The sequence below is a fragment of the Pseudophaeobacter sp. 1A09344 genome, from assembly GCF_041008745.1.
Lineage (GTDB): Bacteria > Pseudomonadota > Alphaproteobacteria > Rhodobacterales > Rhodobacteraceae > Phycobacter > Phycobacter gallaeciensis_A.
Window position 1 is genome coordinate 155,850 of record NZ_JAXGFS010000010.1, and the last position, 20,572, is coordinate 176,421.

Annotated in this window: 20 protein-coding genes and 1 tRNA gene; 9 read left to right on the plus strand and 12 right to left on the minus strand. The window is 62.2% G+C overall.

The window, feature by feature from the left end; all coding sequences use genetic code 11:
* Positions 1-10 precede the first annotated feature (10 nt).
* Together SM765_RS17370 and putA are read right to left on the minus strand one after the other, a co-directional pair.
* Complete coding sequence (locus SM765_RS17370; RefSeq protein WP_274838517.1) at positions 11-793, minus strand: rhomboid family intramembrane serine protease; 783 nt, start codon at positions 791-793, stop codon at positions 11-13.
* Positions 794-865: 72 nt separating this feature from the next.
* On the minus strand, positions 866-4,306 hold the full coding sequence (gene putA, locus SM765_RS17375) for a bifunctional proline dehydrogenase/L-glutamate gamma-semialdehyde dehydrogenase PutA (RefSeq protein WP_274838518.1): 3,441 nt from the start codon (positions 4,304-4,306) through the stop codon (positions 866-868).
* Between the two features lie 127 nt (positions 4,307-4,433).
* Here putA and SM765_RS17380 point away from each other — a divergent pair, with 127 nt between their 5' ends.
* The 3 genes from SM765_RS17380 (at position 4,434) to SM765_RS17390 (ending at position 5,751) form a co-directional block, all read left to right on the plus strand.
* Positions 4,434-4,904, plus strand: a complete 471-nt coding sequence (locus SM765_RS17380) for an Lrp/AsnC family transcriptional regulator (RefSeq protein WP_274828426.1) — start codon at positions 4,434-4,436, stop codon at positions 4,902-4,904.
* A gap of 122 nt (positions 4,905-5,026) precedes the next feature.
* Positions 5,027-5,602: a histidine phosphatase family protein gene (locus SM765_RS17385; RefSeq protein ID WP_274835669.1), complete on the plus strand. Its 576-nt coding sequence runs from the start codon at positions 5,027-5,029 to the stop codon at positions 5,600-5,602.
* 73 nt (positions 5,603-5,675) lie between these two features.
* Positions 5,676-5,751, plus strand: a tRNA-Val gene (locus SM765_RS17390).
* A gap of 285 nt (positions 5,752-6,036) precedes the next feature.
* Here SM765_RS17390 and queF read toward each other — a convergent pair.
* From queF to SM765_RS17425, 7 genes are all read right to left on the minus strand, one after another.
* The gene (queF, locus tag SM765_RS17395; RefSeq protein WP_274835668.1) at positions 6,037-6,501 is read right to left on the minus strand and encodes a preQ(1) synthase; all 465 of its coding nucleotides are present in this window, start codon (positions 6,499-6,501) and stop codon (positions 6,037-6,039) included.
* Between the two features lie 16 nt (positions 6,502-6,517).
* On the minus strand, positions 6,518-7,225 hold the full coding sequence (gene queE / locus SM765_RS17400; protein ID WP_274835667.1) for a 7-carboxy-7-deazaguanine synthase QueE: 708 nt from the start codon (positions 7,223-7,225) through the stop codon (positions 6,518-6,520).
* On the minus strand, positions 7,222-7,575 hold the full coding sequence (gene queD, locus SM765_RS17405; RefSeq protein WP_274835666.1) for a 6-carboxytetrahydropterin synthase QueD: 354 nt from the start codon (positions 7,573-7,575) through the stop codon (positions 7,222-7,224). The genes queE and queD overlap by 4 nt, the downstream gene beginning before the upstream one ends.
* Positions 7,575-8,276 carry a 7-cyano-7-deazaguanine synthase QueC gene (queC, locus tag SM765_RS17410; protein ID WP_065270659.1) on the minus strand — a complete coding sequence of 234 codons (702 nt, stop codon included), beginning with the start codon at positions 8,274-8,276 and terminating at the stop codon, positions 7,575-7,577. The genes queD and queC overlap by 1 nt, the downstream gene beginning before the upstream one ends.
* A 155-nt stretch (positions 8,277-8,431) precedes the next feature.
* Complete coding sequence (locus tag SM765_RS17415) at positions 8,432-8,767, minus strand: hypothetical protein (protein ID WP_274834222.1); 336 nt, start codon at positions 8,765-8,767, stop codon at positions 8,432-8,434.
* Between the two features lie 330 nt (positions 8,768-9,097).
* On the minus strand, positions 9,098-9,904 hold the full coding sequence (locus tag SM765_RS17420; RefSeq protein WP_065270658.1) for a crotonase/enoyl-CoA hydratase family protein: 807 nt from the start codon (positions 9,902-9,904) through the stop codon (positions 9,098-9,100).
* A gap of 72 nt (positions 9,905-9,976) precedes the next feature.
* The gene (locus tag SM765_RS17425; RefSeq protein WP_274838777.1) at positions 9,977-11,746 is read right to left on the minus strand and encodes an acyl-CoA dehydrogenase family protein; all 1,770 of its coding nucleotides are present in this window, start codon (positions 11,744-11,746) and stop codon (positions 9,977-9,979) included.
* A gap of 105 nt (positions 11,747-11,851) precedes the next feature.
* On the opposite strand from SM765_RS17425, the gene SM765_RS17430 reads away from it, so the two are divergent.
* Positions 11,852-12,886 carry an AraC family transcriptional regulator gene (locus SM765_RS17430; protein WP_274838776.1) on the plus strand — a complete coding sequence of 345 codons (1,035 nt, stop codon included), beginning with the start codon at positions 11,852-11,854 and terminating at the stop codon, positions 12,884-12,886.
* A gap of 15 nt (positions 12,887-12,901) precedes the next feature.
* Here SM765_RS17430 and SM765_RS17435 read toward each other — a convergent pair whose 3' ends face one another.
* The gene (locus tag SM765_RS17435) at positions 12,902-14,497 is read right to left on the minus strand and encodes a class I SAM-dependent methyltransferase (RefSeq protein ID WP_274838775.1); all 1,596 of its coding nucleotides are present in this window, start codon (positions 14,495-14,497) and stop codon (positions 12,902-12,904) included.
* A gap of 248 nt (positions 14,498-14,745) precedes the next feature.
* Between SM765_RS17435 and SM765_RS17440 the strand changes: the two genes are divergently transcribed.
* The 4 genes from SM765_RS17440 (at position 14,746) to SM765_RS17455 (ending at position 18,341) form a co-directional block, all read left to right on the plus strand.
* Entirely contained in the window at positions 14,746-15,204 is a 459-nt protein-coding gene (locus tag SM765_RS17440; RefSeq protein WP_274838774.1) for an Rrf2 family transcriptional regulator, read from the plus strand.
* Positions 15,201-15,887: a Crp/Fnr family transcriptional regulator gene (locus SM765_RS17445; RefSeq protein ID WP_368981640.1), complete on the plus strand. Its 687-nt coding sequence runs from the start codon at positions 15,201-15,203 to the stop codon at positions 15,885-15,887. Before SM765_RS17440 ends, SM765_RS17445 begins: the two co-directional genes overlap by 4 nt.
* Before the next feature lie 197 nt (positions 15,888-16,084).
* Positions 16,085-17,758: a bifunctional protein tyrosine phosphatase family protein/NAD(P)/FAD-dependent oxidoreductase gene (locus SM765_RS17450; RefSeq protein ID WP_065270655.1), complete on the plus strand. Its 1,674-nt coding sequence runs from the start codon at positions 16,085-16,087 to the stop codon at positions 17,756-17,758.
* Positions 17,759-17,948: 190 nt separating this feature from the next.
* Positions 17,949-18,341 (plus strand): rhodanese-like domain-containing protein, encoded by a 393-nt coding sequence (locus tag SM765_RS17455; RefSeq protein ID WP_065270653.1) that lies wholly within the window; start codon positions 17,949-17,951, stop codon positions 18,339-18,341.
* A gap of 57 nt (positions 18,342-18,398) precedes the next feature.
* Here the strand turns inward: SM765_RS17455 and SM765_RS17460 are convergent, their stop codons facing one another.
* Complete coding sequence (locus SM765_RS17460) at positions 18,399-19,157, minus strand: alpha/beta fold hydrolase (RefSeq protein WP_274838772.1); 759 nt, start codon at positions 19,155-19,157, stop codon at positions 18,399-18,401.
* A gap of 115 nt (positions 19,158-19,272) precedes the next feature.
* Here SM765_RS17460 and SM765_RS17465 point away from each other — a divergent pair, with 115 nt between their 5' ends.
* Positions 19,273-19,638, plus strand: coding sequence for a hypothetical protein (locus SM765_RS17465; protein ID WP_065270651.1), 366 nt, complete (start codon positions 19,273-19,275; stop codon positions 19,636-19,638).
* A 5-nt stretch (positions 19,639-19,643) separates the two neighbouring features.
* On the opposite strand, the gene SM765_RS17470 is transcribed toward SM765_RS17465, so the two are convergent.
* Positions 19,644-20,546, minus strand: a complete 903-nt coding sequence (locus tag SM765_RS17470) for a DUF817 domain-containing protein (protein ID WP_274838771.1) — start codon at positions 20,544-20,546, stop codon at positions 19,644-19,646.
* Positions 20,547-20,572: the final 26 nt, after the last annotated feature.

A 20,572-nucleotide genomic window follows, 5' to 3' on the forward strand; every position in this document is an offset into this window, starting at 1 on the left:
CAGGATTTGGTTATTTGCCCCAGGGACCCGGCCTTGAATGCGGATGGCGGCTCTTGCGGTGCAGGCGGGGAATGCGGCTGGGGCTATAGGTGTAATGGGTATCAGGATGATCGGGGCGACCATGGGTACGGTTCCAGAACACAGGGCCGCCGCGTTTCATCCACAGGGGCAGGCAGAGCGCCATGCCAACGACGAAACCGCCCGTATGCGCCCAATAGGCGACCCCGCCGGTGTTGGGATCAGCGCCAAGCCCGCCGATGAATTGCAGCGCCAGCCAGACCCCCAGCATGATGAAGGCAGGGATCGAAAAGACCCGGAAATAGATGATGAGCACCAGAAGGATATCCACCCGCGCCTTTGGAAACATCAGAAGGTAGCCCCCCATGACCCCGGCAATCGCACCAGATGCCCCGACCGTGGGCACGTTGGACATTGGGCCTGCCATCACGTGGATCAGTCCGGCGCCAAGCCCTGCCAATAGGTAGAAACCCAGAAACGGCAGGTGGCCCATCTCGTCTTCGAGGTTGTCGCCGAAAATCCAAAGGAACAGCATATTCCCGGCCAGATGCATGAAACCCGCGTGCAGGAACATCGAGGTGAACAAGCTACTGAGATGGCGACCGTAGGAGAGTTCAGCCGGAACGATGCCGTAGGTATAGTAGAAGCCTGCCATCAGCCGGGGGCTGGTGTAGGTGGTCACGGCATATAGAAACACCGCGATATTCACTGCCATCAGCAGGTAGACGACATAGGGCGTGCGCCCGGATGGATTGTGATCACGCAGCGGAAACATGCGGGAACGCTGGGCCGGTTTCGGCCCAGCGTCAAGCAGTTATCGGGCGGAGCTGTTGCCGGATCTTGAGCGTCAGGCGTTGCCGCCCAGCAGCGCGGCGTTGCCGCCGGCGGCCGTCGTATCGACGCAGACGTGGCGCTCGGCCAGGACCCGGGCACGGTCGGGCTGTCCGGGGATCAGCGGTACGATGGGGCCGTCCCGTTTGGCGAGGGTCTCTTCGATCTGGCGACCGGCGTCCTCATCGCCCCACCACAGAACACCCGCGATGTCCTGAAGGTTCACAAGCTGCTGCAGGTCGAGCATGCCGTTCGCCTGAATGGCGGTGCCGCCAAGCTGCATGACCGCCTTAGCCTGTGCGGCGGCAGCCTTGGCCCCCGGCCCCATGCACAGAAGCGGCGGGCGGGCGGTGACGGTCAGCCGGTTGGATTCGCCGGTCGGCCCGGGCAGAGAGGTGGTGACGGGCGCCGTCGCCGTCCCGAGTGCGCCGGGCAGCTGGCCTGCAGCGCCTGACCAGGTCTCTGCGCTGTTTTGACGATCCGGCGCGCAGAAGCGCGACAGGTAGAAGGGGCCACCCGCCTTGGGGCCGGTGCCGGACAGGCCTTCGCCGCCAAAGGGCTGGCTGCCGACAATGGCGCCGATCTGGTTGCGGTTGACGTAGATATTGCCCGCGTGGATCCGATCGCAAACGTGTTGCACCCTGTCGTCGATCCGGGTGTGCAGGCCAAAGGTCAGACCATAACCGGTGCCGTTGATCTCGGCGATCACCCGGTCCAGATCCCGCGATTTGAAACGCGCCACATGCAGCACCGGACCAAAGATTTCCTGCTCCAGGGCCGCGATGCCGGGCACTTCGATCAGGGTCGGTGCCACAAAGGTGCCGCCCTGCGGTGTCTGCATCTCTTTCAGCACCCGACCTTCGGCGCGCGCGGCGTCGATATGGGCCAGAATGCCCGCCCGTGCGGTTGCGTCGATGACCGGGCCGCTGTCGGTGGACAGATGCCAGGGGTCGCCAAGGGTCAGCGTGTCCATCGCGCCTTTCAGCATCTTCAGGAAATCATCCGCGATGTCTTCCTGCACATAGAGGCAGCGCAGCGCACTGCAGCGCTGGCCTGCGGATTGAAAGGCGCTTTCGAGGATCGATTGCACGGCCTGTTCCGGCAGCGCAGTGGAATCCACGATCATCGCGTTCAGCCCGCCGGTTTCCGCAATCAGCGGCGCGCCGGGTTTCAGGTTTGCCGCCATGGCGCGGCGGATACGCAGGGCTGTTGCGGTTGAGCCGGTAAAGGCCACGCCGCCAACGCGCGGGTCCGAGGTCAGGGCCGCACCAACGCGCGAGCCGGGGCCGGGCACCAGTTGCAGGGCGGACCGCGGAACGCCTGCCTCATGCAGCAGCTGCACGGCGCGATGGGCGATCAGCGGCGTCTGCTCGGCTGGTTTGGCCAGAACGGCGTTGCCAGCAGCCAGCGCTGCTGAAACCTGCCCCGAGAAGATCGCGAGCGGGAAATTCCAGGGCGAAATGCAGGTGAAGATCCCGGCTGGCGCAGCATCCGGAATGCGGGCGGCGTAGTAGCGCAGGAAGTCCACTGCTTCGCGCAGTTCGGCGACGGCATCGGGGATAGATTTACCCGCCTCCCGTGCCAGCAGCGCGAAGAGTTCGCCGTAGTTTGCCTCGTACAGATCCGCCGCCTTGTTGAGGGCCGCCGCCCGATCCGCAGCAGAGGCGTTCCAGGGCTGGGCGGATGAGAGCGCCGTTTCGATATCCGCCGCGCTCGATGGGGTGAGCTGTCCCACTGGCGTCAGATCCGAGGGGTTGGTCACATCCTCGGCGGCATCCGGTGTGGCTGTGCCTGCCAGCAAGGGACCTGCCTGCCATTGGTGATCGCGCCAAGGCGCGCGGGCGGCTTCGATGGCAGCCAGCGTCGGCGCGTGGCCCAGATCAAACCCCATGGAGTTGCTGCGTTCGGGCGCAAACATCTCGGGGCCGGTGGGGATGCTGCGGCTGACATCGGCAACTGCATCGAAGGGATCGGCGGCCACCACCTCGGGCGGGACGTTCTCATCGACGATCTGGTTCACAAAAGAGCTGTTGGCACCGTTTTCCAGCAGACGCCGCACCAGATAGGCCAGCAGATCACGGTGCGCCCCAACGGGCGCGTAGATCCGGCAGTTGGTGCCGTTCTGCTCCTTGACCATCTGGTGCAGGGTTTCGCCCATGCCATGCAGGCGCTGGAATTCGTAGACACTGCTGTCGCTGGCCATATGCAGGATGGCGCTGACCGTATGGGCGTTGTGGGTGGCAAATTGCGGATAGATGCGGTCGGTCATGCCCAGGAGTTTGCGGGCATTGGCGATATAGGACACATCGGTCAGCGATTTGTTGGTGTAGACCGGGAAGCCGTCGATGCCTTCGACCTGTGCGCGCTTGATCTCGGTGTCCCAATAGGCGCCTTTGACCAGCCGCACCATAAACCGGCGGTCGTATTTTTCGGCCATCTGGTAAAGCGCATCAATCGCCAGCCCGGTGCGCGGCCCATAGGCCTGCACCACGACGCCAAAACCGTCCCAGCCTGCCAGCGCCGGATCCGACACCACCGCTTCGATCACCTCCAGCGACAGCGACAGGCGGTCGGCCTCTTCGGCATCGACGTTTAGCCCCATACCTGCGGCCTTGGCCAGCAGCGCCAGCGCCTTCAGCCGCGGCACCAGTTGCTGCATCACCCGGGTTTCCTGCGCCAGTTCATAACGCGGGTGCAGCGCCGAGAGTTTCACGGAAATGCCGGGGTTCTTGCGGATGTCATCGCTGCCACAGGCCGCGGCAATGGCGGAAATCGCCTTTGAATAGGACAGGTGATAGCGGGAGGCGTCCGCTTCGGTACGCGCGGCCTCGCCCAGCATGTCGTAGGAATAGGTGTAGCCCTTGGCCTCCATTCCGGCGGCGCGCTTCATCGCGCCTTCGATGCTTTCGCCCAGAACGAACTGGCGGCCCATTTCCTTCATCGCGCGGCCCACGGCGGTGCGGATCACCGGCTCACCCAGACGTTTGACGGCGCCGCGCAATGCGCGCACGGGGCTTGGCTTGGCCTCATCCAGAACCTTGCCGGTCAGCATCAGGGCCCAGGTCGAGGCATTGACCAGCGAGGAGGAGGAGTGACCGAGGTGTTTGCCCCAGTCAGACGGCGCGATCTTGTCCTCGATCAGGGCATCGATGGTATCGGCATCCGGCACCCGCAGCAGCGCCTCGGCCAGACACATCAGGGCGATCCCTTCATCGGTCGACAGACCGTACTCCGCCAGGAACACCTCCATCAGCCCCGGGGCCGAATGGCCACGAATATCCCGCACCAGGGCGGCCGCATTGGCGCAGATCGCCGCACGTTCGGCTGCGGGCAAGGCGGCGGTGGCAACCAACTGGTCGCGCATGGCGTCCTGATCGACGTAGGTGCCTGCATCAATGCGATAACGCAGTTGATCCTGCTGTGTGTCGGGGCTCTGGGGGGCGGGGGCGTGTGTCATGCAGAAGGCTCCACTATGTTCCGCAAAAAGTCTGATGCCCAGAATACAGCAAATATTGCGGGACATTCGCCTGATTGTAGGAGATACTCAGGTCAATTGCCGCAAATTTGCGCTGTAGGAGGGTCAATTGAACTATAGCGATCTTGATGGATATGACCGCGCGATTCTGCATGTGCTGGGCGAGGATGGCCGGATTTCGGTTGCGGATCTGGCCCGCCGCATCGGCCTGTCCAAATCGCCAACCCAGACCCGGCTGAAACGGCTGGAGGCCGAAGGCATTATCACCGGTTACCGGGCCTTGCTGGATCCGATCCGGCTGGGGCTTGATCACGTCGCCTTTGTCGAGGTCAAGCTGGAAGACACCCGCGAGGCGGCGCTGGCGAAATTCAACGCTGCCGTGGCGCGGATCCCGGAGATCGAGCAGGTGCACTTGATGGCCTCCCATTTCGACTACCTTTTGAAGGTGCGGACCCATTCGATGTCGGCTTACCGCGCGGTGCTGGGAGAGAAGATTTCCTCGCTGCCGCATGTGGCCTCGACCTCGACCTATGTGGCGATGCAGGCGGTCAAGGAAGACGGCGCCCTCGCTCAACTTTAGGTGGCGTTCAGGGGGTGCTGTTGCGCGCGTGGGATGGACAGCCCCCGGAAATTCCCCCATCGTGCCTTCAACAGCGGGCAGGCCGGGGCGCCTCGCTCGGTAAGAAAATGAGGCAGCATTACATGAGCGAGTATCCCAAAATCTGGCTATTGCGCCACGGGCAAACCGAATGGAACGCCGAGCGCCGCGTTCAGGGGCAGTTGGAGTCCCGTCTCAGCCCGCTGGGGCTGGAACATGCGCAGCGTCAGGCAGAATTGATGCAGCCCATCCTGAGTGCGGAAAACCCGCCGTGCTATGTCTCGCCTCTGGGCCGGGCGCAGCAGACCGCAGAGATCGCTCTGGCAGGTCGCGAATTCACCACGGACGCCCGTCTGGCCGAAGTTCACGCCGGTGATTTTCAGGGCCACCGGCTGGTGGATCTGGAGCAGGACTACCCGGATATCTTTGCGCGGAACACCACGCCGCTGGATATGTTCTGCGCGGCGCCCGGCGGTGAGGGGTACGAGCGCTTCCAAGCGCGGACACTGGATTTCCTGCAAACGCTCAGTGCGCCTTCGGTCGTGGTGGCGCATGGTCTTCTGGGGCAGGTGATGCGCGGAATCATATGCGGATTGGACAGATCGGAGCAGGCAAAATTGTCGAATGGACAGGGCTGCGTCTATGTTCTGGAGCAGGGCCGTGAAACGGTTTTACGCTGAGCGAATTTTTGTGACAAAAAACGCGAGGAAGCTCTTGCGCTGCCACGGGGATTTCTCTAAATCCCGCTTCATCGGGTGATTAGCTCAGTTGGTAGAGCGCTTCGTTTACACCGAAGATGTCGGGAGTTCGAGTCTCTCATCACCCACCATTCCCCCTTCGTTTGTATGCCAAAATCATATCTGCGCGGCAGAAAAGTTTTCAGGTCAGTTCTCGCATGGCGATGCGTCTGCGCATAGCGTCGCAATCTCGGAAATCTGCTGCGGAGATCTGGATAGGGTGAATTCTGACCGGCGGCTGGTCAACCATTGGCCATAGCGACCCAGTGACACAATTGCGGCCTTGCGCGATGTCTTTTCCCTAGTCGTCGCGATTGGCTGGGGCGTCAGGCCTGACGCCCCCTAGGTGGATTGTTGTGTTTTTTGCCGCTAGGCGATCAACCCCGTCCGCGATAGGGCGGCACGCCTTGGTCCGGGATCCACACGCTCTCAGGCAGTGGGCCGGTTTGCCAGAAGACATCAATCGGAATGCCGCCACGCGGATACCAGTAGCCGCCGATGCGCAGCCATCTGGGATCAAGAAAATCCGCCAGCCGACGTGCGATGGAGATTGTGCAGTCCTCGTGAAAGGCACCGTGATTGCGGAAGGAGGTCAGAAACAGCTTCAGCGATTTTGATTCCACCAGCCAGTCGCCGGGCACATAGTCGATCACCAGATGGGCAAAATCCGGCTGTCCGGTCATCGGGCAGAGCGAAGTGAATTCCGGCGCGGTGAAACGCACGTTGTAGTCCACATCTGCCTGCGGGTTGGGCACCCGCTCCAGTTCCGCCTCTTCGGGGCTAGTGGGAATACGGGTTTCGCCACCCAGCTGTTTGAGATTGCTGTAGATATCGTTTGTCATGAAAAGCTCCAATCGGTCAGACGCCGCGCTTGTTGCCCCAGATCAGGACATGCAGTTGCGGCAGGATACGGGGGGCGAACCAGCCATCTGTCATGGCGCGTTCGTTCAGCCATTCCAGCCGGTCTGCAAGATCCTGGGGATCCACAGGGGATTCCGGATCCACATCGGGATTGCCCGGTTGCAGGTAAATTGGCAGGTCGGGGTGGCGCGCATGGGCCTCTTTGGCCCAAGAATAATCAGCCTCGTCAAAGATAACGATCTTCATAACCACCTGCCGGGCGCTCTGCCCGGCCTTCACGCAGGCGGTAAAGGCTGCCCAGTCGACGCTCTCACCGCTTGAGGGCGGTTTCGGGGACAACACCAGCGTATCAAGGTCGCCGAACCAGGGCCGGGACACCGATCCTTGCGTTTCGCAGGCGAACCGGTAGCCCGCCGCCCGGCCGCGCGCGATCAGTGGGCCGAAATCCTGGATCGCGGGGTTGCCGCCGCTGAGCGAGACGGTCAGGGCCTGCCCGCCTGACAGGCGCAAAACCTCGCCCCAGATCTCCGCGTCACTCATCGGTGTCCAGGTGTGGCGATAGGCACTGTCCACCGCGTGCAGGCTGTCGCACCAGCTGCAGCGATAGTCGCAGCCCCCTGCGCGTACGAATACGGTCGGCTCACCGATCAGGGCGCCTTCACCCTGGATGGTGGGGCCGAAAATCTCGGCAATTCGTAGGGTCATGGCCGGTATTCAGCCCAGGTTTTTGGCGTCTCACTCACTAGAACCGCGCTGGTTTCAGGCCAGCGGGCCGCGCACCAGTCGTGGAAATGGCGGGCCATGTTTTCAGCCGTCGAGGGCACATCCAGCACATCGTTCAGGTGCCGGTGGTCGAAGGTCTCGTCGATATAGGTCTTGAGCGGTTTGAGATCGTGATAATCGCGCACGAACCCATCCGCGTTCAGTGCCTTGGCAGCCAGTTCCACCACAACGATGTAATTGTGCCCATGCAGGCGCGCGCATTGGTGGTTGTCCGGCAGATGGGAGAGCTGATGCGAGGCGGAGAAATGAAACTCCTTGCGGATGCGGAACATCAGTGCCCCTCCTTTCCGGCAATGGCGGAGAGCCAGTAGTCCGGGTCGGTATAGGCTGTCGGATCCGCGACCCCGGCGAGGTGGAAGGCCTCGCGGCGCTCAACACAGGTGCCGCAGCGCCCGCAATGCAGATCGCCGCCCTTGTAGCAGGACCAGGTCTCGGCAAAGGGGGTGCCATGACGGGCGCCATCGGCGACGATGTCGGCTTTGCTGCGTTCCACAAAGGGCGTGTAGAGTTCCACGTCGGCATAGCCGTCTAGCGCGGCTTTCTGCATGGTTTCGAACGCGCGGGTGAACCCGGGACGGCAATCGGGATAGATGAAGTGATCGCCGCCATGTACGGCGGTGGCGACGGCCTCATCCCCGTTTGCGGCCGCAACGCCGAACCCGATGGCGAGCATGATGGCGTTGCGGTTTGGCACGACGGTGATGCGCATCGTTTCTTCTGCGTAATGACCGTCGGGGACGTCGATGTCGTCGGTGAGCGCTGATCCGGTCAGCGCGGCGCCGATGGGGCGCATGTCGATCAGGTGGTGGGGGACATTAAGGCGCTGCGCGGCAGCGGCGGCAAAGTCCAGTTCCTTGCGGTGGCGCTGGCCATAGTCAAAGGAAACAAGCCGGGTGAGCTGACGCTCGGCGGCGACGATATGCGCAAGCGACACGGAATCGAGTCCGCCTGAGCAGATGACAAGTGTTTTCATGTTGGGCCCTTGTTTTGGTATCCGGGTAGGCTGCGACCGGATTTCGTGGCGCTGCCTATCAACGCGTCGCGGGGGAGGCAAGACACCTATTTGGGATCCGGCGTTCGCCGGTCACTGCCTTACGGCACTGGCGCAACGCGCGCTGCGTCGCCTTATCAATCGCGCAGCTTGGTCAGGATCAGCTTGAACGGAATATCAGGGGCTTCTGGGCTGTGTCCGGTGCCAGCGATCCGGCCGCCTTCGATCTGCTTGCCCGTGATGCACAGGGTGCAACAGTCCGTTTTGAAAATCGGCTGCATTTGTCCCAGATGCGAATGGCGGCAGACCTCCAGGTCAAGGGTCACATCACCGCCTGAGCAGTCGCAACTGCCAACGTAGGACATGATCGAGTCGCCCCCGCGGGCGGTTCCATTCGCGATGGCCAGAACACCGAACCCGTGGTGCTCTGGTGTCATGAATTCGGCCCTGTAAAACCCTTCGATCGCGGTCATCTTGTCTTCTCCCAACCAGCAACGGCTTTGGACCCGGTGGAGAGGTGAAATTCAAGGCATTTATGATGATCAATTTAGAGCAAATAGTCCCGGATGTCCTACAGAAACCGGGGGGTCCGTGGACGGATTGGGGCAAGTGGTGCCGAATTTTAACGTCGGAACAGACAGTTGGTCTGTCGTAGCGGGGGATTTCAACTTGTGAGACACCAGCTGCTGCGATGTGCTCTCTGTCGAGCTGCGCGCATTCGTCGCTCGTCGGCACGCGCCGCCGGGGAGGCATGCGGTCCAGGCGGAGCCGCCTGGACCATTAGCACCAAAGGACGGCTGAGATCAGCTGTCGGGGCGCACGCGGGCGGCGCTTTTGTCGGCAAAGGCCGCGAGACGGGCGCGGGCGTCGGGCTGGGTGTTCACCACGCCGGCCACCACGGCCTCGGCATAGGCTGCATCCAGCGCCGACATGTTCTGCATGTGGCTGACGGCCGAACAGATGGCAAAGTTCGACAGGGGTAGGTTTTCGGCAGCGCGGCGGGCCAGTTCCATTGCCTTGTCCAGGCTGGAGCCTTCGACGATATATTGTGCGAGGCCCAGATCGCTGGCTTCCTGGCCTTTATAGACCCGGCCGGTCAGCATCATGTCGATCATGCGGGATTTGCCGACCAGATCGGTGACCCGGATGGTGGCGCCGCCGCCGGTGAACAGGCCGCGCTGGCCTTCGGGCAGGGCGAAATAGGTGGTCTGGTCCATCACCCGGATATGGGCCGAGCTGGCCAGCTCCAGCCCGCCGCCGACAACCGCGCCCTGCAGGGCCGCGATGATCGGAACGCCGCCGTATTCCATCTTGTTGAAGGCTTCGTGCCAACGCAGACAGACGTGCATGAAATCGGCCGGGCTGCGGTCTTCGTCGTGGTGCTCAATGAGGTCGAGGCCGGCGCAGAAGTGATCGCCAGCCCCGGCCAGCACCACTGCCCTGACCCCGGCGCGCGGCGCCAGTGAGAAGAACTCAACCAGTTCTTCGATGGTGTCGATATCCAGTGCGTTGCGTTTGGTCGGCCGGTTCAGTGTCACCACCCAGACGCCATCCTCCTGCGCGTCAATGGCCAGGTTGGTGAAACGGGAGATGTCGATTTCGACGGTCATGGGGATGTCCTTTCGGAAAATGTGGGAAAAGGGCGGCGGCCCCTAGGGCCACCTGCCAGGGATTGGGGGAGGTCAGAGCACCGCGGCCAGCAGGCTGTCCGAGCCCTTGAGGATCCGGTCGGCTTGCGCACCGACATCGATCAGGATGTGATCGGCGTAGAAACGCGCCGTGGCGATCTTGGCCTGCATGAAGGCCGGGTCCTCGCCGACCTGCAATGCGGTTTCGGCAGCCATCAGGGAGCGCGCCAGCTGCCAGCCTGCCACCAGGTTGCCCGCCAGCATCAGATAGGGCACTCCGGCGCCAAAGGCCGCCTTGGGATCTTCCTTGCCGGTTGCGGCCATGTGGCGAACCACAGCCTCAAAGGCTTGCCGCGCATCGGACAGCCGCGCGCCGACCGATTTCGCCTCGGCAGAGCCTTGCGCCAGATCCGTCTCGGTCTGCGCGATCATCCCGGCCAGCCGCAGCGCGGTTTCACCGCCATCGCGCAGTGTCTTGCGGCCCACCAGATCATTGGCCTGGATCGCGGTTGTGCCTTCATAGATCGGCAGGATGCGCGCGTCGCGGTAGTGCTGGGCCGCGCCGGTTTCCTCGATAAAGCCCATGCCGCCGTGCACCTGCACCCCGGTCGAGGCGACCTCGACGCCCATCTCGGTGCAGAAACCTTTTACCAGCGGTGTCAGGAACTCCGAGATTGCGGTGGCTGCAGCGCGCTCTTCGCCGCTGGCGGAATGTTTCGCCAGATCCTGCCAGCCGGCGGTGAAGGCCGCCATCGCTCGGCCGCTTTCGGTCACTGCGCGCATGCGCATCAGCATCCGGCGGACGTCGGGGTGGTTGATGATTGCCACCGCCTCGCGGCTGGAGCCATCGACCGGGCTTGATTGAATGCGTTCGCGGGCGAAACTGACGGCCTGTTGATAGGCGCGTTCGGCAATGGCAACCCCTTGCAGACCAACGGCATAGCGGGCGGAGTTCATCATCTCGAACATGTAGCGCAGCCCGAAGTTTTCTTCGCCGATCAAAAAGCCGGTGGCGCCTTCGAAGTTCAGGACTGCGGTCGGGCTGGCCGTGATGCCCAGCTTGTGTTCGATGCTGGCACAGTTCACGGCGTTGCGCGTGCCCGGGGTGCCGTCGGAATTGACCATATATTTCGGCACCAGAAACAGGCTGATGCCTTTGACGCCTGCGGGGGCATCCGGCGTGCGGGCCAGCACCAGATGAATGGTGTTTTCGGCCATGTCATGCTCACCATAGGTGATGAAGATCTTGGTGCCGGTGATCGCATAGGTGCCGTCGTCCTGCCGTTCGGCGCGGCTGCGCAACAGGGCCAGATCGCTGCCGGCCTGCGGTTCGGTCAGGTTCATGGTGCCGGTCCATTTGCCGGACACCAGATTTTCAAGATAGATCGCCTTGGTTTCCTCTGACCCGGCTGTCAGCAGCGCCTCGACCGCGCCATCGGTCAGCAGGGGGCAAAGGGCAAAGCTCATGTTGGCGGCGTTCAGCATTTCCGTAGCGGCGGCGCCGACGGCGCGGGGGAGGCCCTGACCGCCGAAATCCTCCGGATGGGGCAGGCTTTGCCAGCCCATTTCGACGAACTTGCCATAGGCCTCGGTAAAGCCATCGGGCAGGATCACCCGGCCATTTTCAAGACGTGCGCCGGACTGGTCGCCGGGTGCGTTGAGCGGGGCAATCTCTTCGGCCGTGAACCGCGCAAGTTCGGTGAGGGCAGCCGCCGCATCCTCGAGTTCCAGCCCGTCATAGGCAGGCAGGCTGGTCACCTCTGACCATCCCGCAAGATGCTGGATATTGAAAATCATGTCTTTGACCGGGGCATCAAATGTCATGGGGCGGCCTTTCTTTAGCGGTTGCCATTCCCGCCAGATAGACATTGGTCTGAGTGTGGTCTATATCCTCTGTGGACGCGAAACTTGCTAAAAGTGACAAATACCATGTCGCCGCTCCCCCCGGAACATGCGCAGGGCGCACTGATCCTGCCGACGGTATCGCGGGCCTTTCTCGAAGATTGGCTGTCGACCTTGCGGGTGCATTGCGCGCCGGGCCAGCTTGAAGGATTCCTTGATCAGATCGGATTGGATGATGCGGCGCAGCCGTTGGGGCGTGTCACCCATGACCAGATCGTGCGGCTTTACCAGTTGGTGGCCAGTGAAACCGGCGATGAAATGATGGGGTTGTGGAGCCGCCCGGTCCGGTCTGGGGCGCTGAAACTGCTCTGTACCTCGGTGCTCGGGGCGTCGTCGCTTTCGGCGGCCTTGTTTCGCTTTAGTTCGTTCTGGAACTTGGTCCTGGATGATTGCCGCGTGCGGCTTGAGACCGGAGAGGACAGGCTGCAGATTGTTCTGGAGCCGCAGGGTGATGGCGGCCAGAACAGGTTCGGGCATATGCTATTGCTGAAGCTTGCCCATGGGATTGCCTCATGGGTGGCGGGGCGAGAATTGCCGCTGCGGGAGGTCAGCTTTGCCTTCCAAAAGCCTGAGTTTGCGGAGGATTACCCTATCCTGTTTCCCGCGCCGGTCAGGTTTGGTGAGGTGAGTTCCTCGCTGACCTTCGACGGAACGCTGGACCGGCTGCCAGTGTCGCGCAGCGAGGCAGAGATGCAGGAGTTTTTGATCCGGGCGCCGCGGGACTGGATCTTTACCAGCTTCCGGGAGCATGCGGTGATGCTGCGCGTGCGTGAGCTGCTGCTGCAATCAGAGCGGCTGAGTTGCAATCTGGAAGATGCGGCGCGTACGCTTAACCTGACGCCCCGCACGCTGATCCGGCGTCTTGACGCCGAAAACACTTCGTTTCAGGAGATCAAGGATGGTTTGCGGCGCGATATTGCCATCCGCGATCTGTCACTTGGGGCAAAGAGCATCGAGGCGGTGTCGCAGGACGTGGGCTTTGCCTCTGCCGCGAATTTCCACCGCGCTTTCAAACGCTGGACGGGTACGACCCCCGGCAGCTACCGGAGGTCGGATGTGTAGGAGCCGCTGGCCCCGTCAGGCGACAGCCTGCGAGTGTGGCTGGGCCTCTGGGTTCGGCATTGGTGGCTCAAGCGTGAGGCCGAGGCTTTCGCAGAGCGGCAGGCGCTGAGCCGCAAATGTGTTGGCCCGCACCCGCAGAACCGCAAGGTTTTCCTCAGGCGTTTCCAGAATGCGACCATCGGCATGCAGCCGATAGCCTTGCGGCGCGAGGATCTGCCAGGCCAGCTCTGCCCATTCATTCGGCGTTTGTAGCCCTTCGCTGCGGGCCAGCAGGAACAGCTGTTCAAACCGGTCCATTTCGATGCCGCCGCCAGTCACGGGTGAAGCCAGAAAGCGCAGGGTTTCGCTGTCTTCAGCGCGTTTGCACACGGCGGTATTGAAGGCGCGGCAATGTGCGGCGCGTTCTTCCAGACCTTCCTGCGGCAAGCAGGGGGTGATGTGGCCTGCGCCGATCAGAACGGTCAGGATACGGGTGATGGCCTCCCATGTGTTTTGCCCGAAGGCGCCCTGATCCAGCAGATCGCGGACCGTTAGCGGGCCGTCCTGCAGGGCCGTCAGCACCGGCGCGTATTGCTCTGGTTGCAGCGGCAGGTCTCCCTGACGCCCCTTGAAGGTCAGTCGCCCACCGCCATAGCGGCGCGACAGCGCCAGCGTGGTTTCAAACCAGGCGCCGATGGCGCCGCGTGCCGTGTGGGGCAGTTCCCCCCGGATAAACAGGTCGGTGCGGAATTGCTCGTTCAGCAAAAGATCCCGCAGGCCCTGACGGCGCACCGGATCGGTTTGCGCGTTCAGAAGGGCCAGCTGCTCGGCGGAAAATGACACGTCGTCCAGATGATCCATCGGATCGGTCGAGGCCATGAAGGACAGTTTGGCCTGGGACATGTCGCTGGCCACATCCGCGAAATGGAACGGGGTCCAGTCCCTGTTGAGATACTCATGCGCCAGATAGTTGGGCGACATGTTCTTGATCTTTTCAATCCATGCAGACAGCGACGGGTTCGAGGAAATATACCCCGCTCCGGCCTGATCCAGTTGTTCCAGGTGCTGGATCGCATCGCTGATCCGCTCGGCTAGGGGACCACTGCCTTGTGCCGTGCGGTCCACCAGGATGCGGCGCAGGGGCACGGCCGCCGCCCAACCGGGCTGCGTGTTGTAGCTGATGTAGACCATGCCGCCGGATTTCAGCCGCTTCGACAGGAAGTCGAGGATATGCTGCTGGTTTTCCCTGGACACCCAGCTGTAGACCCCGTGTAGGGCGATCACGTCAAAGGTTTCGGGCAGGCCGGGGGCATTGGCGAAGTCTTCGAAGGATTGTTCGTGGAAATGCATGTTGTCCAGCTGTGCCTCTTCGGCCAGCGCCCGGGCGCCAACCATATGGGCCGGATTGAAATCCATCGCGTGGAATTCGATATGCGGGTTGGCCGCTGCCAGCAGATTTGCCGAAACGCCCTGGCCGCAGCCCAGTTCGCAATATGTCAGCTTGGATCGGTTCAGCCCGTGTTTCTTCCCTTGAGAGACGGCGCAGAAGGCGAGGTGGGACGGCGCCAGTTCGCGAAAAAAGTCATGTGTGTAATCAAGATCGGCCACATAGCCGGAAGTCCAGTCGTTCATATTGCGCCTTGTTGGTCCGAGGTTTGTTCGAATGCAGCGTGACGTGCTGGCTCACAAATTTCATAAAACTTGTAATAATAGAGTTAATGTCACTCAGCATTTTCCGGCCTCGCTATTCAGGCCGGATGCGCCGGTTTGGCCGCGTGGTGATAATGGGAGAACACGTGCGCCGCGGCTGCACTTTCGCTGCCGTGACTGCGGTTCTATACTGGCCCTGCTGCGTACCCTGCGGCGCCAGGGAGACAACCATGAAACTGACCAGATATACCAATTATGCCTTGCGTTCCCTGCAGTTGGCAGCGCTGAAGGCGCCCGCATTGGTGCGGGTCGAGGACATGGTGCAGATCCATGGGCTGTCGCGCCCCCACGTGGTGAAAATCGTGCATGAACTGGGCAAGGCGGGCTACCTGCAGACCCAGCGCGGGCGCGGCGGCGGTTTTCGTCTGGGGCGGCCTGCTCACGAAATCGTGGTCGCGGATGTGGTGCGCCTGACCGAGGGGCCGATGGAAGTGGTGGAGTGTTTCAACCCCGACAAGAATACCTGCCCGCTGATGGGGGTTTGCAAACTCTCCCGAAAGATTCAGGAGGCTACCCGGGCCTTCATGGCGGTGCTGGAAGAAGTGACCATCGCAGATATCGCTTCGAACAGGGACGACCTATTGGCCCGGATCGCGCCACTGGACCCCCGACCGGAGAGCGCAACGTGACGGCGGAGAGCGAAAGCCGGGATTGGGTCGATCTGTTCCCCGGTCTTTCGCAGCTGGAAACCCCGGCCAGACAGGTGCTGCTACAGCGCAGCACCCTGATCGATGTGCCTGCGGGCACTGTTCTGTTCGGGCCGGGCAAAACGGCCGAGCATATGCTGTTCCTGTTGGAGGGCACCGTTCGGGTTCAGCATTTGTCGGACAGTGGCCGTGAGATCGTCCTCTACCGTGTGGGCGGCGGCGAAAGCTGCGTTCTCACCACCGCCTGCTTGATGGGCTATGCGGAATATTCCGCCGAAGGTATCGCGGAAACCGAGGTGCGGGCCGCCGCCGTGCCACGTCTGGTTTTTGACGATCTGGTGGCGCAGTCACCCTCGTTCCGGAATTTTGTCTTCACCGCCTTTTCGCGGCGGATTACCGATTTGTTTCTGGTGATCGATGAAATCGCCTTTCAGCGAATGGACGTGCGGCTGGCGCAGCGGCTGTTGGAGATTTCCAAAGGCGATGACCGGATCGAGACCACGCACCAGCGGCTCGCCGTCGAACTGGGCACCGCCCGCGAGGTGGTGTCGCGGCAATTGCAGGAATTCCAGCGCCGCGGATGGATTCGGCAGGCGCGGGGAAGCGTCCATATTCAGGATCGCGGGGCTCTGCTGAGCCTGGCGGAAGACGCCGCAAAGGCGTGATGCCCCGGGGTGATGTCCGGCATCTGCGGCTTTGGTGACTAAGTCACCGACGGGTGTAGCGTCAAAACTTATAAAATGAATGTAGTTTTGTGAGAGGGGGCTGCAGTGTTTGCCGATGTCAGGTCCGGTGATCTGACTATCGGGAGCTGCACGGGCTGGTTTTGCTGGTCGCGCGCCACCAGACGTGAGGAGACACCATGGACTTCAAGACATTGACGAGCGGCCTGTCGGTCAGCCCGCAGATCACCATCGCGGACCTGCCCGCGATCCGCGATGCGGGGTATCGGGCGATCATCTGCAACCGGCCGGACGGGGAGGGGGCGGATCAGCCCACCTTTGACGAAATTCAGGCTGCGGCTGAAAAGCTGGGGCTTGAGGCGCGCTACCTGCCGATCGTGTCGGGCAAGGTCAGCGATGCGGACGCCGCCGGGTTCGGTGCGGCCCTGACGGAGTTGCCGGGGCCGGTGCTGGCCTATTGCCGCTCGGGCACCCGATCGGCAACCTTGTGGTCGCTGTCGCAGGCGGACCGGCTCAGCGTTGCGGATATCCTCGCCACGACCAATGCGGCTGGCTATGACATGGGCGGGGTTGTGCGCCGGATTGCCAATGGCGGCAAAACGCCGACCGACCGGGCGGATGCGCGGTTCGACGTGGTCATCGTCGGCGGCGGCGCGGCCGGGATCTCGGTGGCCTCCAGCCTGAAATCCCGCAAACCGGATCTTGACATCGCGATCATCGATCCGGCGGATATCCATTATTATCAACCGGGCTGGACCATGGTCGGTGGCGGCATCTTTGACGCGCAAGACACGGTGCGGACCATGGGATCGCTGATCCCCAAGGACGTGCATTGGATCAAGGCGGCGGTCGCGGCCTTTGAGCCCAAGGACGATGCCGTCGTTCTGGATGGCTGCCGGGTGGTGAAATACGACCGGCTGGTCGTCTGTCCGGGGCTGAAACTGGATTGGCACAAGGTCGAAGGACTGGTTGAAACGCTGGGCAAAAACGGCGTCACCTCAAACTACCGCTACGATCTGGCGCCCTACACCTGGGAGCTGGTGCGGGGGCTGAAAAAGGGGCGGGCGATCTTCACCCAGCCGCCGATGCCGATCAAATGCGCCGGGGCGCCGCAAAAGGCAATGTACCTGTCGGGCGATGCCTGGCTGCGAAACGGGGTGCTGAAGGATATCGACATTCATTTCAACAACGCCGGTGGCGTGTTGTTCGGGGTCAAGGACTACGTACCCGCGCTCGAAGGCTATGTGAAGAAATACGGCGCTCATCTGAACTTCTTCCACAATCTGGTGGCGGTCGATGGCGAGGCACGCAAAGCTTGGTTTGATGTGGCCAAGCCGGACACCCCAGTCGAACGGGTCGAGATGGAGTTCGACATGATGCATGTCTGCCCGCCGCAGACGGCGCCGGATTTCATCCGGGTGTCGCCGCTGGCCGATGCCGCAGGCTGGGTCGATGTGGATCAGTCCACGCTGCGCCACACGAGCTATGACAATATCTGGTCGCTGGGCGATGTGATGAACGCGCCAAATGCCAAAACCGCTGCCGCGGCACGTATTCAGGCGCCCATCGTGGCGGAAAACCTGGCGGCGGATATCGAAGGCAAGGCGCCGGTCGCGCAATACAACGGCTATGGCTCCTGTCCGCTGACCGTGGAGCGTGGCAAGATCGTGCTGGCCGAGTTCGGCTATGGCGGCGCCATGCTGCCGAGTTTCCCGAAGTTCCTGCTGGACGGCACCAAGCCTTCGCGCACAGCCTGGCTGCTGAAGGAGAAGATCCTGCCGCCGATCTACTGGAAGGCCATGCTGAAGGGGCGCGAATGGATGGCGAAACCGGAAAAGATCAGCGCGCGCTGAGGAAACCGGCCCATGGCAACCTTGTTCCGGTTGGCGTGGGCACACTTTCGGCAGGGCGGCGATCACGGCTGGTTGAGGCGCGGCCTTTGCGGGGTTGCTGCCCGGATGCCTTCGCGCGTAGCGTGCTGCGAGAGGAGCCGCCGATGATGGATGGGCGGCTGAACCTGCTGATCAAGAAAAGGAAACTGCCATGCCCCTGACACTGCAACAGATGATGCAAGACGCCAACGCCGCCGTGGAGCGCCTGCCGGTGGAAGAGGCGCAGAAACTGCTGGAGCAAGGCGCCTTGCTGCTGGATATCCGTGATGCGCCGGAACTGTCGGCCAATGGCCGGGTGCGGGGGTCGCACCATATCCCCCGCGGCATGCTGGAATTCCGCGCCGATCCGGCCAGCCCGTTCCACGACGACACCCTGAAGATGGATCGTCCGATCTTGCTGCATTGTGCTAGCGGTGGCCGGGCGGCCCTTGCGGGCAAGCTGCTCAAGGATATGGGCTATGAAACCGTTTACAACACCGGCGGCCTGTCCGATTGGGCAGCAGCGGGTGCCTCGATCGAAGAGCCGGTCGACAAGGGCATGTAATCGCGATCATCCGGGCCGTTCCAGGATCAGGGTGGCCCGGATCATGACACAGCCTGTTCAGGCGTTGAAAAAGGCCCGCGCCGTCTGTTCAAAGGCGCGCGGGTTTTCTGCATGCAGCCAGTGCCCGGCGTCGGGGATCTTGGCGAACCGTGCGTTGGGGAACTTGGCCCGGATCTGCGGCCTGTGCTCCGGCAGCACATAGTCCGAATTGGCGCCGGACAGAAACAGCGCAAGCCCGTCCCAGCTGGCCTCAACCTGCGGAAAGGACATGATGTCGGGCATATGATTGGCCAGCGCATCAAGGTTCAGCAGCCAGCGTTTTCCCTGAATATCAAGCGATTGCGTGAAGAAGCTCTGCAAAGCTGGTTCCACACCCAGTTTAGCTAGCTGTGCATGGGCATCCGAGCGACGCGTCACCTGTTCCAGATCCACCTGCCGCATGGCTTCGATGAACTGGATCTGACTGTGGGTGTAGCTGACCGGGGCAATGTCGGCGACCAGCAGGCGCCGCACCGCCTGCGGGTGCAGCAGCGCCAGCATCATCGAGGCCTTGCCGCCCATGGAGTGGCCGATCACATCCATCTGTACGCCGTGGGCCGCGATCACCTCGGCCAGATCCTCGGCCATATCAGGATAGCTGTGGTTGTCGCTCCAGGGGCTGTTGCCATGGTTGCGCATATCCACTGCGATCACCTGGCGCTCATCGGACAGGCGTTTGGCAATGACGCCCCAGTTGCGGGCCGAGCCATAAAGCCCGTGGGCGATCAGAAGAGGCGGGCGGTCAGTCGGGGCACCGTGCAGGATCGTGTTCAGCATGGGGGCAGGTGATAAACGCGATGTCGCAGCGGCGCCAGCCCCATTGAGCCAGCTATGTGAACGCGGTAGGTTGCGCCTTGGCAGGCAGGACGCCGCCAGACCGGAGCCCAGAACGATGTCACAGACCGTCCTTGAGGAAATCGAAGAAATTCGCAGCCTGCTGGCCGAGCGTACGCAGGCCTCGGGTGATCTGCCTTTGGCCCTACGCAAGGCGCGCCGCCAGTTGCCGCGACGGATCTACCGACAGGGAATGAGACTGGCCGAAGCCCTGCCGCTGCTGGAGCATCCGAAGCTGAGCCTGACGCTGGATCAGGCGGCGTTGCATGGAGCCAGCCGCGAGGTTACGGCTCATCTGCGCAGCATCAATCTGGCGGAGCGGCGCAAGGACCGGCTGTTGCAGATGCTGGGCAGCATGGCGTTTTCCCTGCTGGCCGTCGTGGCGCTGCTGATCCTCGTGTTGCGCTGGCGTGGGTTCGTCTAGCGCAGCTAGGGCGCCTTTGCTGCGCCGGTGGGGCCTTTGACACGGGGACGCGAGGCGTGCAGCGGCTTGTTGCTCAGCGCTTCGCGGAAAACCAGGGTAACCGTGGCAAAGCTTACGTACAGCAGCAGATACCAAGACCCCATCTTGGCAAGGCTCACCCAATCTGTCGGAGCCTGCCCATGATAAAGCCAGGTGCGCGTGCCGGTGCCGATGTTTTCAGCCAGCCACAGGAAAAAGCTGGATAGAAAGGCCGCAAGCGGGAGCGGCATCCAATAGCGGTTATGGCCGATGGTGAACCAGATACGGGTGCGCAGGAAAATGATCACCGTTGCCGCAAAAAGCGCGACGCGCATGTCCGGCAGGAAGTGATGGGCGAAGAAATTGCCATAGATCGCCACCGCAAGCAGAAGGGGCATCCAGTAGTGCGGATAGGGGGCAAAGCGCATATCGAACAGCCGGATAACCCGCGCCATATAGGAGCCCACCGAGGCATACATGAAGCCGGAAAAAACCGGTACCTGATATATCTTGAACAGACCGTCGCCCGGATAGCTCCAACTGCCCATATGGACCTTGAAGATCTCCATTGCGGTGCCGGTCAGGTGAAACAGCAGGATCACGCGAACTTCGCGCCAGCTTTCCATCCCAGTCCACAAAAGCAACGCCTGCAAGGCCAGCGCGTACATCAGCAGCGCGTCATAGCGCGCGAGCACCCAGTTCGGCTGCCAGATGTGATTGCTGAAGAGAATGCCGAACAGGAGCAAGGCTCCGAATATGGCGGCCCAGGCTTGCTTGAGGCCGAACATAACAAATTCTGCCACGGCAAAGGGCAGGCGGGCCCGCATGGCATCGCCAAGTCGGCGTTCAAGGCGGCGGGTGCGGTTGGGACCGGCGGGAAAATTCGCCATTCTACAAGATCTCAAACAAAATAAAT

What these genes read in the sequence shown, in the direction of transcription:
- SM765_RS17370 (WP_274838517.1), bottom strand. Translation starts at nt 793, where the DNA reads ATGTTTCCGCTGCGTGATCACAATCCATCCGGGCGCACGCCCTATGTC.
- putA (WP_274838518.1), bottom strand. Translation starts at nt 4,306, where the DNA reads ATGACACACGCCCCCGCCCCCCAGAGCCCCGACACACAGCAGGATCAA.
- SM765_RS17385 (WP_274835669.1), top strand. Translation starts at nt 5,027, where the DNA reads ATGAGCGAGTATCCCAAAATCTGGCTATTGCGCCACGGGCAAACCGAA.
- queF (WP_274835668.1), bottom strand. Translation starts at nt 6,501, where the DNA reads ATGACAAACGATATCTACAGCAATCTCAAACAGCTGGGTGGCGAAACC.
- queE (WP_274835667.1), bottom strand. Translation starts at nt 7,225, where the DNA reads ATGACCCTACGAATTGCCGAGATTTTCGGCCCCACCATCCAGGGTGAA.
- queD (WP_274835666.1), bottom strand. Translation starts at nt 7,575, where the DNA reads ATGTTCCGCATCCGCAAGGAGTTTCATTTCTCCGCCTCGCATCAGCTC.
- queC (WP_065270659.1), bottom strand. Translation starts at nt 8,276, where the DNA reads ATGAAAACACTTGTCATCTGCTCAGGCGGACTCGATTCCGTGTCGCTT.
- SM765_RS17415 (WP_274834222.1), bottom strand. Translation starts at nt 8,767, where the DNA reads ATGACCGCGATCGAAGGGTTTTACAGGGCCGAATTCATGACACCAGAG.
- SM765_RS17420 (WP_065270658.1), bottom strand. Translation starts at nt 9,904, where the DNA reads ATGACCGTCGAAATCGACATCTCCCGTTTCACCAACCTGGCCATTGAC.
- SM765_RS17425 (WP_274838777.1), bottom strand. Translation starts at nt 11,746, where the DNA reads ATGACATTTGATGCCCCGGTCAAAGACATGATTTTCAATATCCAGCAT.
- SM765_RS17430 (WP_274838776.1), top strand. Translation starts at nt 11,852, where the DNA reads ATGTCGCCGCTCCCCCCGGAACATGCGCAGGGCGCACTGATCCTGCCG.
- SM765_RS17435 (WP_274838775.1), bottom strand. Translation starts at nt 14,497, where the DNA reads ATGAACGACTGGACTTCCGGCTATGTGGCCGATCTTGATTACACACAT.
- SM765_RS17440 (WP_274838774.1), top strand. Translation starts at nt 14,746, where the DNA reads ATGAAACTGACCAGATATACCAATTATGCCTTGCGTTCCCTGCAGTTG.
- SM765_RS17450 (WP_065270655.1), top strand. Translation starts at nt 16,085, where the DNA reads ATGGACTTCAAGACATTGACGAGCGGCCTGTCGGTCAGCCCGCAGATC.
- SM765_RS17455 (WP_065270653.1), top strand. Translation starts at nt 17,949, where the DNA reads ATGCCCCTGACACTGCAACAGATGATGCAAGACGCCAACGCCGCCGTG.
- SM765_RS17460 (WP_274838772.1), bottom strand. Translation starts at nt 19,157, where the DNA reads ATGCTGAACACGATCCTGCACGGTGCCCCGACTGACCGCCCGCCTCTT.
- SM765_RS17465 (WP_065270651.1), top strand. Translation starts at nt 19,273, where the DNA reads ATGTCACAGACCGTCCTTGAGGAAATCGAAGAAATTCGCAGCCTGCTG.
- SM765_RS17470 (WP_274838771.1), bottom strand. Translation starts at nt 20,546, where the DNA reads ATGGCGAATTTTCCCGCCGGTCCCAACCGCACCCGCCGCCTTGAACGC.